We start from the raw sequence: 14,201 nt of genomic DNA on the forward strand, positions 1-14,201 counted from the left end.
AACCTCGTGCCGCAGGACCTTGAGGAAACAAGAGGAGAGCTGAGATGGAAATCGTCGGCGAATATCGCATCGCCGCGCCCCGGCAGCAGGTCTGGGCGGCGATCCTCGACCCGGAGATGCTCAAGCGCTGCATTCCCGGCTGCAAGGAACTGGAAGCCACGGGCGAGAACGCCTATGCGGCCAAGGTGCAGATCAAGGTGGGACCGGTCTCGGCCACCTTCTCCGGCACCGTGGAACTGACCGACATGGACCCGCCCTCCGGCTGCCGCATCGCAGGCCAGGGGAATGGCGGAGTGGCGGGCTTTGCCAAGGGCGAAGCGGTGGTCAAGCTCGCGGAAGATGGCGAGGAGACGATCCTGACCTACACCGCTGACGCGCAGATCGGCGGCAAGCTCGCCGCGCTCGGCGGGCGCCTCATCCAGGCCACCGCCCGCAAGCTGGCGGACCAGTTCTTCTCCAGCTTCACCGCCGCCCTGGCGGGCGAGGAGGCACCGGCGGCCGAAGCTTCCTGACCAGAGCAGGTCCGGCGCGCGGAGAGGCCCGCCCGCGCGCCGCATTTTCCCCGCCTGCGAAGCCCGTTATGGTCGCTCCGTCAGGCGGGAGCGAAGAATGGCGCGGGTGACCTTGGCGGACGTGGCGCGGGTGGCGGGCGTGGACATGTCCACCGCCTCGCGGGTGCTGCGCGGCGAGGCCGCCCAAAGGGTGCGCGAAGAGACGCGCGAGCGTATCCTCAAGGTGGCACGGGAACTGAACTACCGCGCCAATCCGCTGGCGCGGGGCCTGCGCACCGCACGCACCTCCACCCTCGGCATCGTGGTCCCGCAACTGGACAATCCGGTCTTCGCCTCGGCCATTCGCGGGGCGGAGATGGCGGCGGCCGCGCTCGGCTATTCGCTGCTGATTTCCCATCGCGAGCCCGGCGCCACCGCCACCACCATCGCCAAGATCTCCCAGACCAACCGGGTGGACGGCCTGCTGGTGGCGAGCCTTGACGATGACGAGGTGCTGCGCACAGACCTCAACGCCGCTCAGGTGCCCTTCGTACTCATGAACCGCGTGCTGCCCGGCGCGCCCTTGTCCGTGGTGCTGGACAGCCGCGCGGCGGCACGCAAGGCCGTGGACCATCTGGTGGCGCTGGGCCACCGGCGCATCGCGCACCTGGCCGGCCGGGAGGGCGGCTTCAATGCCCGCCAGCGCCTGGATGGCTATCGCGATGGCCTGGCGGCGGCGGGTATTGTCTTCGATCCGGCATTGGTAGCCGTGGCCGGCTACACGGCGGAAGGCGGCGCGGCGGCCATGTCGGCCCTTCTGCCGCAGAGGCCCAGCGCGGTGCTGGCGGCAACCCTCGTCTCGGCGGCGGGCGCCATGGCCCGGCTCCACGAAGCCGGATTGCGCATTCCAGACGATGTCTCGGTTGTGGGGCTGCACGATGCCCCGGTGGCGGCCATGCTCTATCCGGCGCTCACCTGCGTTGCCATGCCCACCGAGGAGATGGGGCGCGTCGCCGCCACCGCCCTCATCCGCGCCCTGAATGGGGAAGAGCCCCAGCCCGTCCCGCCCCTGCCACCGGGAGCGCTGGTGGTCCGCGCATCCACCGGCCCGGCGCGGACCTGAGCCCCACTCCCGATTTTTCCAAATGCCGCGCTTGACGACCCGGAGGAAGTCTGACAGCTTTGAACAAACGATTGTTCAATAAGAAAAGGGAGGATGCGAGGATGGGGCTCTCACCGGGCTTGCCGCTTCACGCCTCCCGTCGCGAGAGGTGCATATGACCGGCCCAGCCATCGCCGAAGCGCAAGCGGACGACCACACTCCCCAAGCCGGCACCGCCGCCCTCGCGCAGGCGCTCGCCGCCATCGTGGGCGCCGACCATGTGATCGCCGATGCGGACGGCCGGCGCGCTTATGCCCATGATCGGCTGCCTTTCGCTAATTTCCGGGAACGGACCGGCCGTCTCGCCGGGGTCCTGCCGCGCCTCGTGGTGCGCCCCGGTTCGGCGGAGGAAGTGGCGGCCCTTGTGCGCCACGCCCGTGCCGAGAAGATCCAGCTCATCCCCTATGGCAACGGCTCCGGCGTGCTGGGCGGGGCGATCCCGCTCGCGCAGGAAGTCATGGTGGACCTGCGCCGGCTCGACCGGATCGTTTCGGTCGACCCCATCAATGCGGTCGCAACCGTGGAAGCGGGGATGAATGGCGCGGCCTTCGAGGCGGCGCTCAATGCCGAAGGCTTCACCTGCGGGCACCTGCCGCAATCCATCGAGATTTCCACCGTGGGCGGCTGGGCCGCCTGCCGGGGCGGCGGGCAGGCCTCTTCCCGCTATGGCAAGATCGAGGACATCGTGGTGGGCCTGAAGGCCGTGCTGCCGGACGGCCGCAAGCTGGAGATCGCTCCGCTTCCCCGCCGCTCCGTCGGCCCTTCGCTGCGCGACCTCCTGGTGGGCAGCGAGGGCACGCTCGGCATCATCACCGAACTGTCCCTGCGCATTTGGAAGAAGCCCGAGGTGGAGCGCGGCGTGGTGCTGGCCTTCCCCTCCCTCGATGCCGCCTGGACCGCCGCGCGGCGCATCATGCAGGCGGAACTGCGCCCCACCATCGCCCGCATCTATGACGGGGCCGAAAGCGCCGAGCGCACCGAGGGGCTTGAGGTGTTCCGCACCAAACCCATTCTCGCGGTGATGGTCTTCTCCGGCGCCGAGCCCATGGTCACCACCGAGCAGGACATGGCGCTGGCCATCTGCACCGAGGAAGGCGGCCAGGTCGCCCCCGACGGGCCATTCCACCATTGGAAGGCCAATCGCTACGTGGCCTTCTCCCAAAAATGGCAAGCGGCGGGCTATTTCAACGACACCATCGAGGTGACGGGAAACTGGTCCGCCCTTCCGGGCCTCTATGCGGCCATCGCGGCAGCGGTGCGGGAAATCTACCCGCAGATCCATTTCGGCGCCCACTGGTCGCACATCTATCCCGAGGGCGCCTGCCAATACATGACCATCCGCCTGCCGCCCATGGACCAGGTACAGGCCCTTCCCCTCCATGCGCGGCTGTGGGACACCATTGAGGGGCTGACCCTCGACCATGGCGGCTCCATCGCCCACCATCACGGGGTCGGCGTGTTCCGCAATCCCTGGCTCGCCCGCGAGCTGGGCGCTGGCCTTGATGTCCTCCAGGCCATCAAGGATGCCCTCGACCCGGACAATCTCATGAATCCCGGCAAGCTCGGCCTGCGTCCCGCGCCCTCCGCCGTGGACGTGCGCCATGACTGATCTCTACCCCTCCGCTGGCGGGGAGCGCCGCCGTGGCACCTAGCTTGCTCGTTGGCATCGATCTGGGCGCCGGATCGCTGAAGACCTCGGTCATCCGACTGGATGGCGCGCTGGCCGGGGAGGCGTCCGCGCCCGTGGTCACGCACGCCCCCCATCCCGGCTGGAGCGAGCAGGATCCGCACGACTGGTGGGCCGCCGTCTGCCGCACGGTGCCGCAGGCGCTGGCGGCAGCAGACGCCGATGCGGGCGACGTCGCTGCCATCTCCTTTTCCGCCGGCGCCCATACCCAGGTACTAGAGGATGCGGATGGCCGCGTGATCCGCCCCGCCATCCTGTGGAACGACCAGCGCTCAGGCGCGGAGACGCAGGACCTGCGGGCGCAGGCGGATGCCCGCATCCTGGAAATCGGCGCCAACCGCGCCAATCCCACCTGGACCTTGCCGCAGATGCTGTGGCTGCGCCGCCATGAGCCGGAGGCGTTCGGGCGTGTGAAGCGGCTCTATGTGGCCAAGGACTGGCTGCGCTCCCGCCTCACCGGCACCTGGGAAACCGACCCTATCGACGCGGTCGGCACCCTCATGGCGGATGCGCGGACCAAGGACTGGTCAGCCGAACTGTGCGCCATGATCGGCTGGCCGATGGAGACCTTGCCGCCCATCGTCACGCCCACCACGGTGGTGGGCGAGGTGACGGCCGAGGCCGCCCGCGCCTGCGGCCTGAAGGCCGGCACCCCCGTGGTGTGCGGCACCTCGGACACGGCGGCGGAGACCTATGGCGCCGGCATGGTGCGCGAAGGTCTCGGCGTGGTGAAGCTCGCCACGGCCGCAACCGTGAGCGTGCTCACCCCCGCCGCGCGGCCGGACTTCACGGTCATCAACTATCCCCATGTCATTCTCGACCATTGGTATGTGATCGCCGCCACCAATTCTTGCGCCTCCGCGCACAAATGGCTGCGCGATACCTTCTTCAAGCGGCCGGGCGAAGATGGCACCGCGGTCTTCAACGAGATGGACCGGCTGGCCGCTGCTGTCGCTGAGGGAGCCGAGGGCCTCTTCTTCCATCCCTATCTGAACGGTGAGCGCAGCCCCCATTGGGACCCGCTGCTACGCGCCGATTTTGTCGGCATCGGCTTCAATCACGGCCCCGGCCATTTCGTGCGCGCGCTCTATGAGGGCATCGCCTATTCGCTGAAGGACTGCCTGCTCGCCCTCAACGCCAAGGGCCTCGACTTCTCCACCGCCCGCCTCACCGGCGGTGGCGCCCGCAGCGCCCTGTGGCGCCAGATCGTGGCGGATGTGCTGAATGTGGAGGTGGAACTGCCGGCGGTGGCGGAGGCCTCCTTCGGCGCCGCGCTCATCGCCGGCGTCGGGGTGGGCGCCTACGAGGACGAGCGGGCGGCGGCGGAGGTGGTCCACATCGTCTCCCGCGCGGTGCCCGATCCGGCGCGGGCCGCGCGCTACCGTGAGGGCCACGGGCTTTATTGCGAAATCCAGGCGGCGCTGGCGCCGCTCAACCACAAGATCCACGCCTTCGTGCGCGGACGCTGACGCCAAAGGCGTCGCAGGGAGAGGAAAATGGCCGAGGTCAGGCTGAAGCAGGTCCGCAAGGCCTATGGCACCACGGTGGCGGTGCATGGGGTGGACCTGGACATCCGCGACGGCGAATTCGTGGTCTTCCTTGGCCCCTCCGGCTGCGGCAAGTCCACCACGCTGCGCATGGTGGCGGGCCTGGAGGAGATCACCACCGGCACGGTCGAGATCGGCGGGCGGGATGTGACCCGGCTTGAGCCCAAGGACCGGAACATCGCCATGGTGTTCCAGAACTATGCGCTCTACCCGCACAAGACCATCTACGAGAACCTCGCCTTCGGCCTGCGCATGCGCAAGATGGACAAGGCCGAGATCGACCGGCGGGTGAAGTCCGCCTCGGCCATGCTGGGCCTCGATCCCTATCTGGAGCGCAAGCCCAAGCAGCTCTCCGGCGGGCAGATGCAGCGCGTGGCGCTGGGCCGGGCCCTGGTGCGCGATCCCGACGTGTTCCTGCTGGACGAGCCGCTCTCCAATCTCGACGCCAAGCTGCGGGTGCGCATGCGCGAGGAGATCGCCCGCCTGCACCGGGAGGTGGGCACCTCCATGATCTATGTGACCCATGACCAGGTGGAGGCCATGACACTGGCCGACCGCATCCTCATCATGCGCGACGGCCATGTGCAGCAGGTGGGAGCGCCGCTGGAGGTCTATGACCGCCCCGCCAACCTGTTCGTCGCCGGCTTCATCGGCTCGCCCGAAATGAACCTCGCCGAGGGCCGGATCATGGGCGGCGCCCTGCGCTGCGGTGGGCTGACGGTGACCCTGCCGCCGGACGTGGAGGTGAAGGAGGGAACCGAAGTGGTGCTCGGCGTGCGACCCGAGCATGTGACCCTCGCCGAGGGCCCGGCCGCGCGCCCCTTCCAGGTGGCGGTGATCGAGCAATTGGGCGCGCAGACACTCTGCATCGGCGACGTGGACGGGGTCCGCCTCAAGGTGCTCATGGACCGCTCCGACGCGATCCGCCACGGCACCACGCTGCCGGTGCAGTTCCGCCCCGAGCGGCTGCACGTTTTCCAGAAGGACACCGGGGCCCGGCTGAACCGGGACGGCGCCCGGCAGGGCCAAAGGCCCGCCGCCTGAACACGACCACACGCACAAAAATCATCGCGTCCGGATAACAGGACGGAACTGGGAGGAGAGGGCCATGGACGAGAACAGGACCGGCGGCGTCTCGCGCCGCACCCTTCTGAAGGGATCGGGGGCATTGGCCGCCGGCATCGCGGCGGGTGGCATCGCCGCCCCCTCGATCGTGCGGGCGCAGAGCACGAAGACCATCCGCTTCCTCAATGCGGAAACCTCCATCGACAGCATTCGCGCGCTGAAGGTGGCGGGCGCCGAATATGAGAAGCTCACCGGCACCAAGGTAGTGGTGGATTCGGTGCCGCTGGACAGCATCTTCACCAAGGTGACCACCTCGCTGCGCGGCGGCACCCCCTATGACATCGCCACCTTCGCCTTTGTCGGCCATGTGCTGATCCTGGCGAGCGAGGGGCACTTGATGCCGCTCAATTCACTCACCGACAAGTATAAGTGGGGACCGAACATCCTCTTCCCGCTGGATGGGAAGGTCTACTGGTACCCCTACGATTACAACCTGGCCTGGATCTATTACCGCAAGGACCTGTACGAGAAGAACAAGCTGGAGGTGCCGAAGACCTGGGACGTGTTCCTGAAGAACACGCAGACGCTCAACACCGACGGCATGTCGGGCGCGCTCTATCCCATCGGCTCCAACGGCGCCACCAACTGGCTGTCCCCGGGCTTCATGTGGGCGGAAGGGGTGCAGCTGTTCGACGACAAGTGGAACATCATCTTCGACAATGCCGACATGGCGCCCCGCGCCGCGCGCTATCTGGATTTCTTCGGCGAGCTCTACAAGACCATGCCGTCGGGCGCCAGCCAGGTGAGCTTCGGCGAAGTCTTGTCCAACTTCACCTCCGGCAAGGTGGCTCATTCCGCCTATGCGGGGCGCATGATCGAGACGCTGGAGCGCAACAATCCCGCGCTCGCCGACAAGTACGGCATCATGCCCTACATGGATTCGGCCGGTAAGCACCAGGCGGTCAACCACGGCTATGACGGCTGGGTGGTACTGAAGACGCCGCAATCGCACGAAGCCATGAAGTTCATGGCCTGGTTCACCGAGAACCAGTACATCAACTTCCTGCACACCGCCCCGCTGCACTTCCAGCCGCCGCGCCTCGATGTCTATGAGGATGCCCGCTGGCGCGCCCATCCCCTCATCGAGAAGCACAATGCGGCGGTGGAGATGATGCGGTCCTTCCTGACCGACAAGAACATGATCCTCACCTCCATCGACACGCAGGGCCCGTCCCCGAGCCTGAAGCCCGGCAAGATCTTCGAAGCCTTCGTCTTCCCGGAGATGCTGCAGAACAAGCTTCTGAAGGGCATGTCGTCGGCCGAGTGCGTCAAGACCGCGGGCGAGCGGATGCGACAGGTGATCGCCTCCTGATACCGCGGGGCCGGGCGGGCCCTGCCCTGACACCATGGCCCGCCCGGCACCCCTCGAAGCGCTCCGGCGTCCCGTTCCCACGGGCCGGAGCGCGCTGCGCAATTCCCGAAGCAGAGGCGCCGCAGGTGAGCTCCAAGGCGACGATCTATTCCTTCCTGTTCATGGGCCTCGCGGTCACGGCGCTGCTCATCGTGGCGCCCGTGGTCTATGCGGTGTCGCTGAGCTTCTACCAGATGGATTCCTTCGTCGGCGCGCCGCGCTTCGTGGGCTTCGACAATTATGTCCGCATGCTCTCCCAGTGGATCTTCTGGCGGGCGCTCATCAACGGCTTCATCTATTCCTTCGGCACCATCGTCCTGCAGGTAGTGCTGGGCATCGGCTTCGCGCTGGTGCTGAACCAGGTCTTTCCCGGCCGCAACATCGTACGGGGCCTGTCCATCCTGCCCTATCTGCTGCCCACCGTGGTGGTGGTGCTGACCTTCAAATGGATGGTGGACGGTTCCATCGGCGTGCTCACCAAGGTGATCGCGGCCCTCGGCCTGCCGCCGGTGCAATGGTTCGAGAGCCCCGGCGCCGCCATGGCCTCCGTCATCCTGGTGAGCGTGTGGATGTGGACGCCCTTCGTCACCACCACCTTCCTCGCCGCCCTCCAGACCGTCCCTTCCTCCCTCTACGAAGCCGCCAAGGTGGACGGCACCAATGCGGTGCAGCGCTTCTTCCACATCACCCTGCCCATGCTGAAGCCGATCCTGACCGTGATCGTGCTGCTGCGGGCGGTGTGGATGTTCAACAAGTTCGACGTCATCTGGCTGCTCACCCAAGGCGGCCCAGTCGGCTCCACCGAGCACCTGGCCATCCTGTCCTACAAGCAGGCCTTCGGGCAGTTCGACATTGGTGGCGGGGCGGCGGTGGCGACCATTTCCTTCGCCATCCTCTCGGTGGCGGTCTTCATCTATTTCCGCCTGTTCCCGCTCGATACGGAGTGAGATCTGATGTCCACCTCGCTCCCCCGCTCCCGCTCCGGCCGCATCGCGCTCTACCTCGCCGCGCTCGTCATCGCGGTCTATTCCGCCTTCCCCATCTATTGGATGGTGGTGTCCTCCACCCGCGCGCCGCAGGCCCTGATCAATTCCACCTCGTTGATGCCGGGGCCGTTCACGCTCGAATACTATACCAACCTCCTGGAACTGACCGACTATCCCAGCCAGTTCATGAATTCGCTGCTGGTGGCTTTGGTGACCGTGGCGGTGACCATGGTCTTCTCCGTGATGATCGCCTATGCGGTCACGCGCCACCGCATCCGGGGCAAGGGGCTGATCGTGGGGGCCATGCTCTATGCCTACATGTTCCCGCCGCTGCTCATCGCCATCCCCCTCTTCTCCATCTTTGCCAAGATCGGGCTCGGCGACACGCTGACCTCCGTCATCGTCTCGCACCTCACCCTCACCTTGCCGCTGGGCGTTTGGTTCCTGTGGGGCTTCTTCAAGAGCATGCCGTTCGAGCTGGAGGAGGCGGCCATGGTGGATGGCTGCACAAGGCTCGGCGCCTTCCTGCGCGTTGTGCTGCCGCTCTCGCTGCCAGGCCTCATCACGGTCGCCATCTTCTCCTTCCTCCTGTCCTGGACCGACTACACCTATGCGTTAATCATGATCGGCTCGGACGCCAACAAGACCGTCCCGGTGGGCCTTGCCTCCATGGTCGGCTCGTTCGACCTGCGCTGGGGGGAGATCATGGCCGGTTCCACCCTCATCGCGCTGCCGTTGTTCGGCGCCTTCGCGCTGCTGAGCCAATACTTCATCCAGGGCCTCGGGGCCGGCGCGGTGAAGGGCTGACGCCGCCCTCCAAGAAGGACAAGAAGACCATGGATTTCGGGCTTGCCGGCAAGGTTGCCCTCGTCACCGGCGCCGCGCGCGGCATCGGCCGGGCGGAGGCGGAAGCGCTGGCGGCGGAAGGCGCCGCCATCATCGTCAACGACATCGACAAAGAGGGCGCGGAAGATTTCGCGAAAGCCCTGCGCGCCGCCGGCAACCGTGCCGCGACCGCACCGGGCGATGCCTCCGACGAGGCCGCCGCCCGCGCCGTCATCGCGCAGGCGGCCGATGCGTTCGGGCGGCTGGATATTCTCATCAACAATGCGGGCGCGGGCGGGCGCCATATCGGCCGCAAGGCCGAGGACCTCGATGTGGACGATTTCGACATCATCGTGCGCACCCATTTGCGCAGCACCTTCCTGTGCGCCAAGCACGCCATCCCGGTCATGCGGGCAGGTGGCTTCGGGCGCATCGTCAACACCTCCTCCATGAATGTCACCGGCGGCGGGCGGCCGGGGGTGACCAACTATTCCGCCGCCAAGGCCGGCGTGCTCGGCTTCACCCGCACCCTCGCCAAGGAGGTGGGCGGCGACGGCATCACGGTGAACGCCATCGCGCCGGGCTATGTGGCCACCGATTTCATCGCCACCTTTTCCCCGGAGAAGCGGGCGGTCATAACGGGACAAAATCCCATCGGCCGGTTCTGCGCGCCGCAGGAAGTGGGCGCCCTCGTCGCCTTCCTGTGCTCCGTGCAGGCGGCCTTCATCAATGGCGCCCTCATCTGCATGGACGGGGGCAAGCGGGACTTTCACTGGGGGGATGCATGAGCCTTCGCGCCTTCGGAGCACCGAGCCGCTACATCCAGGGGCCGGACGCCCTGTCCGAGCTGGGGCCGCTGGTGCGTCTCCATGGCCGGCGCCCCTTCATCGTGGCCGATGCGGTGGTGACGGAATTGCTGGGCGCCCGGCTGCGGCGGGAGCTGGCGGGCACCGAGCAGGCCGTCTTCGCCACCTTCTCCGGCGAGTGCACGGCGGCCGAAATCGAGACACTGGCGAGCACCGCCCGGCGGGCCAAGGCGGACGTCATCATCGGGGTCGGCGGCGGCAAAGCCATCGACACCGCCAAGGGCGTGCGCATGGCGCTTAAGGCACCCATCATCATCGTGCCCACCATTGCCTCCAATGACAGCCCCACCTCGCGCCTCGCCGTGCTCTACACGGCCGACCATGTGCTGAGCGAAGTGCGGCTCATGAGCGCCAATCCGGATGCGGTGCTGGTGGACACCTCCATCATCGTCCAGGCGCCCGCGCGCTTCTTCATCGCCGGCATCGGCGATGCGCTGTCGAAGAAGTTCGAGGTGGAGCAGTGCGCCAATGCGGGCGGGCTGAACTTCTTCAAGGCGCGGCCCACCGAGCTTTCGGTCGCCATCGCCGATGCCTGCTACCGCACCATCCGCCGCGACGGCCTCGCCGCCGTGGAGGCTGTCACGCGCAAGACCGCGGACGGGGCGGTGGAGAGCGTGGTGGAGGCGACCATCCTCCTGTCGGGCCTTGCCTTCGAGAGCGGCGGCCTGTCCATCGCCCATTCGCTCACCCGTGGCTTTTCCGCCGTGCCGGAGATCGCCCGCGCGCTCCATGGCGAGCAGGTGGCGCTGGGGCTCCTGGTGCAAGTGGTGGCGGAAGGGCGGGAAAGCGCGTTTCTGGACGATCTCCTCGCCTTCTATGCCCGGCTCGATTTGCCCCGCGCCTTGTCGGATTTCGGAGTGGAGGGGGATGACGTGATCGACCGCGTGGTCACCTTGTCCTGGGAAACCGCGCCCTATATCCGCAACTTCGTCCAGCCCGTGTCGCCGCAGATCCTGGCGGAGGGCTTCCGCACCCTTCAGCGCATGCGGGGATAGGCGGCGCCCCCGCCTATCTTGTGCGGGAAAGCCACAGGCTGGGGAAAACCGCGCCTGCGACAAGCGTGAACGTCGCGTCCAAACCTCCCATTAACGGGCGCTCCTTACGACTGGAGTGAACGTTGCCGGCCGTCACCATCGGTCGAAGGGTCTTGCAAAGGGTCTTGGACGCACATGTCATCCTGGAATCGCCCGCCCGATCCCCATGCTTCCGTCTTCTCCCCGTCCGCAAGCAGCGGCGGGTCGAGCAGTCTGGCGCGGTCGCCCTGGATCGAGCCGGAGCAGGTGCCGAGCTGGCTGCGCCCCTTCACCCTGGACGCCAATACCCGTTTCACGCGCACCCCCGACGTGTTCCTGCGCCGCAAGGGCGAGCTGCAATCCTCCGCGGCGGCGCTTGCACCGCTTGCGGCCGCCGAGCCCGTGCCGGTCGCGCCCGCGCCCGACCTCCTGCCCGAGCCGCAGGCGCAAGCCGCGCCGGAACCGGAATCCCTCGGCGACTGGACCCTGCCGGAGGCGCCCTCCTTCCCCGCCGCCGCCCTGACGGCGGACCTCGACGATGATGATGTCCTCATCGACTGGACCGGAGAAAGCTGGGCCGCGCGCCTGGCCGCCGAGCGGGGCGCCCAGGCGCCTGCCGCCCAGAACATGGCACCCGCTGACCCGCAATGTGGCGCCGCGCTTGCGCCCGCCCCCAACGAACCCATGGTGCTGCGGCGGCGCCTGGCGGAGGCCCTTGCCGCCGACGCCGCGCGCGAGGGCACGGCTGCGGCACTCCCCGCAGCAGAGGATCCTGCCCCTCTTCCCGAGCGGTGCACCATTGAGGCGGCACTCGCCCCAGCGGCGGCCGATGCCGGGGAGGTGGCCCCTTCATTGTCCGCGCCCGAATCGCCCGCCGCCGCGTCGGCTGAACCGACCTTGGCCGGCACGCCCCTGAATGCGCCGGAGACGCAGACCGACGCGGCGCCGTCCGAACAGTCCACCCCGCTGCCGGACGCCGCCGCAGCCGAGACCGACCAGACCGTGGCCATTTCCGAGGAAGCCTTGTCCATCGCCCCCACCGCACACCCCTCGATGGACGACCTGCCCGCCAGCATCCTCCGCCTCGGCCGCCTCATCGTCCTTCATCCGGTGGTGCCGGCCCCCGCCTGCGAGCAGGACCTGCGCGCGCCCGAGCCTGAGCCCGAGGTTGCCTCGGCCGGGGATGCCGCCGCTCCCACCGTGACCTTCTCCGCCATTCCCGTGCCCCCGCTCGGCGCGGCCGGCACCTTCACCGCCACCTTCGGCTGGCCCCTGTTCGCCACCGCCTCCCTCGCCCCCGCCGCCGCTCCGGAGGCGGACGCCGCGCCCGTCGCGGATCGGACCGTGCCCGCCGAGGGCGCCGAAGCGGGCGCGGTGGAAATGGCACAAGAGGAGCGGATCGCATCTGCCGCCGAGGAGGCCACGGAAGCCGCCACGGTGGAGGCGAACGCGCCCTTGCCGGTGGTCGAGACCCTCGCCTGCGAGCCCGATGCACAAGCCCTGCCGACGCCCGAGCCCGACGCGCCTGCGGCGCCCCCGGTCCTGCCCTCCCTGCCCGCGCCTGCCCTGCCGGTGCTCCCGCTCGTCGCCGCCTCCGGCCTGATGCACGAGGGCTATGAGCTTCCCGCCCTCGACCTCCTGTCCGAGCCGCCCCCGGTGGAGCCGGCCCTCGAACTCTCCGAGGAGGCGCTCGACCGCAATTCCGCCGCCCTCCAGCAGACCCTGCGCGACTTCGGCGTGCGCGGCGAGGTGATCGACGCCAATCCCGGCCCGGTGGTGACGCTCTACGAATTCGAGCCGGCCCCTGGCACCAAGTCTTCCCGCGTTATCGGCCTGTCCGCGGACATTGCCCGGTCCATGAGCGCGGTCTCGGCCCGCGTCGCGGTGGTGGAAGGGCGCAACGTCATCGGCATCGAGCTGCCCAACCAGCGCCGAGAAACGGTCTGGCTGCGCGAGCTTCTCGCCGCCCATGCCTTCACGGATGCCCGCGCGCGCCTCGGCCTGTGCCTGGGCAAGACCATCGGCGGCGAGCCGGTGATCGTGGACCTTGCCCGCATGCCCCATCTGCTGGTGGCCGGCACCACCGGCTCGGGCAAGTCGGTGGCCATCAACACCATGATCCTGTCCCTGCTCTACCGGCTCACCCCCGAGCAGTGCCGGCTGATCATGATCGACCCCAAGATGCTGGAGCTCTCGGTCTATGAGGGCATCCCCCATCTGCTCACCCCTGTGGTCACCGATCCCAAGAAGGCGATCATCGCCCTGCAATGGGCGGTGCGGGAGATGGAGGATCGCTATCGCAAGATGTCGCGCCTGAAGGTGCGCAACATCGAGGGCTTCAACGCGCGTGTGGCGGAAGCCCGCGCCAAGGGCGAGGTGATTACCTCCGTGGTCCAGACCGGCTTCGACAAGGAGACCGGCGAGATGACCTACGAGGAGGTCACCATGGACCTCGCCTCGCTGCCTTACATCGTAATCATCGTCGACGAGATGGCCGACCTGATGATGGTGGCCGGCAAGGACATCGAAGGCGCCATCCAGCGCCTCGCCCAGATGGCCCGCGCCGCCGGCATCCATCTGGTGATGGCCACCCAGCGTCCCTCGGTGGATGTGATCACCGGCACCATCAAGGCCAATTTCCCCACCCGGATCTCCTTCCAGGTGACCTCCAAGATCGACAGCCGCACCATCCTCGGCGAGATGGGCGCAGAGACGCTGCTGGGCCAGGGCGACATGCTCTATATGGCCAATGGTGGCCGCATCACCCGCGTGCATGGGCCCTTCGTCTCTGACGCGGAGGTGGAGCACGTGGTGGCCCACCTGAAGGCGCAGGGGCGGCCGGAATATCTGGAGGCTGTCACCTCCGACGAGGTGGACGAGGAAGAAGAGGTCGAGGACGTGGCGGTGTTCGACAAGAGCCCGCTGGCAGAGGACGGGTCCGACCATTACGAGCAGGCGGTGGCCATCGTGCTGCGCGACCGCAAGGCCTCCACCTCCTACATCCAGCGCCGCCTCCAGATCGGTTACAACAAGGCGGCCAGCCTGATGGAGCGCATGGAGAACGAGGGCATCGTCGGCCCCGCCAACCATGCGGGCAAGCGTGAGATCCTGTCCGGCCGCCCGTCCTGACGCCTGAAGCGGAACCGCC

At 67.9% G+C, this 14,201-nt stretch carries 11 protein-coding genes; all 11 read left to right on the plus strand.

What is annotated here, in order from left to right; all coding sequences use genetic code 11:
• The first annotated feature begins 44 nt into the window (after nucleotides 1-44).
• The 11 genes from J5J86_RS00485 to J5J86_RS00535 all read left to right on the plus strand — a co-directional run bounded on the left by J5J86_RS00485 (nucleotide 45) and on the right by J5J86_RS00535 (nucleotide 14,182).
• Nucleotides 45-512 (plus strand): CoxG family protein, encoded by a 468-nt coding sequence (locus J5J86_RS00485; protein WP_209102970.1) that lies wholly within the window; start codon nucleotides 45-47, stop codon nucleotides 510-512.
• A 97-nt stretch (nucleotides 513-609) separates the two neighbouring features.
• On the plus strand, nucleotides 610-1,614 hold the full coding sequence (locus tag J5J86_RS00490; protein WP_209102971.1) for a LacI family DNA-binding transcriptional regulator: 1,005 nt from the start codon (nucleotides 610-612) through the stop codon (nucleotides 1,612-1,614).
• Between the two features lie 154 nt (nucleotides 1,615-1,768).
• Nucleotides 1,769-3,262, plus strand: coding sequence for an FAD-binding oxidoreductase (locus tag J5J86_RS00495; RefSeq protein WP_209102972.1), 1,494 nt, complete (start codon nucleotides 1,769-1,771; stop codon nucleotides 3,260-3,262).
• A 32-nt stretch (nucleotides 3,263-3,294) separates the two neighbouring features.
• Nucleotides 3,295-4,809: a xylulokinase gene (xylB, locus tag J5J86_RS00500; RefSeq protein WP_209102973.1), complete on the plus strand. Its 1,515-nt coding sequence runs from the start codon at nucleotides 3,295-3,297 to the stop codon at nucleotides 4,807-4,809.
• 27 nt (nucleotides 4,810-4,836) lie between these two features.
• Nucleotides 4,837-5,931 carry an ABC transporter ATP-binding protein gene (locus J5J86_RS00505; RefSeq protein ID WP_209102974.1) on the plus strand — a complete coding sequence of 365 codons (1,095 nt, stop codon included), beginning with the start codon at nucleotides 4,837-4,839 and terminating at the stop codon, nucleotides 5,929-5,931.
• Nucleotides 5,932-5,995: 64 nt separating this feature from the next.
• On the plus strand, nucleotides 5,996-7,324 hold the full coding sequence (locus tag J5J86_RS00510) for an ABC transporter substrate-binding protein (RefSeq protein ID WP_209102975.1): 1,329 nt from the start codon (nucleotides 5,996-5,998) through the stop codon (nucleotides 7,322-7,324).
• Nucleotides 7,325-7,449: 125 nt separating this feature from the next.
• Entirely contained in the window at nucleotides 7,450-8,310 is an 861-nt protein-coding gene (locus J5J86_RS00515; protein ID WP_247657828.1) for a carbohydrate ABC transporter permease, read from the plus strand.
• A 6-nt stretch (nucleotides 8,311-8,316) separates the two neighbouring features.
• A complete protein-coding gene (locus J5J86_RS00520) occupies nucleotides 8,317-9,156 on the plus strand; it encodes a carbohydrate ABC transporter permease (protein WP_209102976.1) in 840 nt (279 codons plus the stop codon).
• Between the two features lie 29 nt (nucleotides 9,157-9,185).
• On the plus strand, nucleotides 9,186-9,962 hold the full coding sequence (locus J5J86_RS00525; RefSeq protein ID WP_209102977.1) for an SDR family NAD(P)-dependent oxidoreductase: 777 nt from the start codon (nucleotides 9,186-9,188) through the stop codon (nucleotides 9,960-9,962).
• A complete protein-coding gene (locus J5J86_RS00530; protein ID WP_209102978.1) occupies nucleotides 9,959-11,035 on the plus strand; it encodes a glycerol dehydrogenase in 1,077 nt (358 codons plus the stop codon). The genes J5J86_RS00525 and J5J86_RS00530 overlap by 4 nt, the downstream gene beginning before the upstream one ends.
• A 174-nt stretch (nucleotides 11,036-11,209) precedes the next feature.
• Nucleotides 11,210-14,182, plus strand: coding sequence for a DNA translocase FtsK (locus J5J86_RS00535; protein WP_209102979.1), 2,973 nt, complete (start codon nucleotides 11,210-11,212; stop codon nucleotides 14,180-14,182).
• Nucleotides 14,183-14,201: the final 19 nt, after the last annotated feature.

Source organism: Aquabacter sp. L1I39, from assembly GCF_017742835.1.
GTDB lineage: Bacteria > Pseudomonadota > Alphaproteobacteria > Rhizobiales > Xanthobacteraceae > L1I39.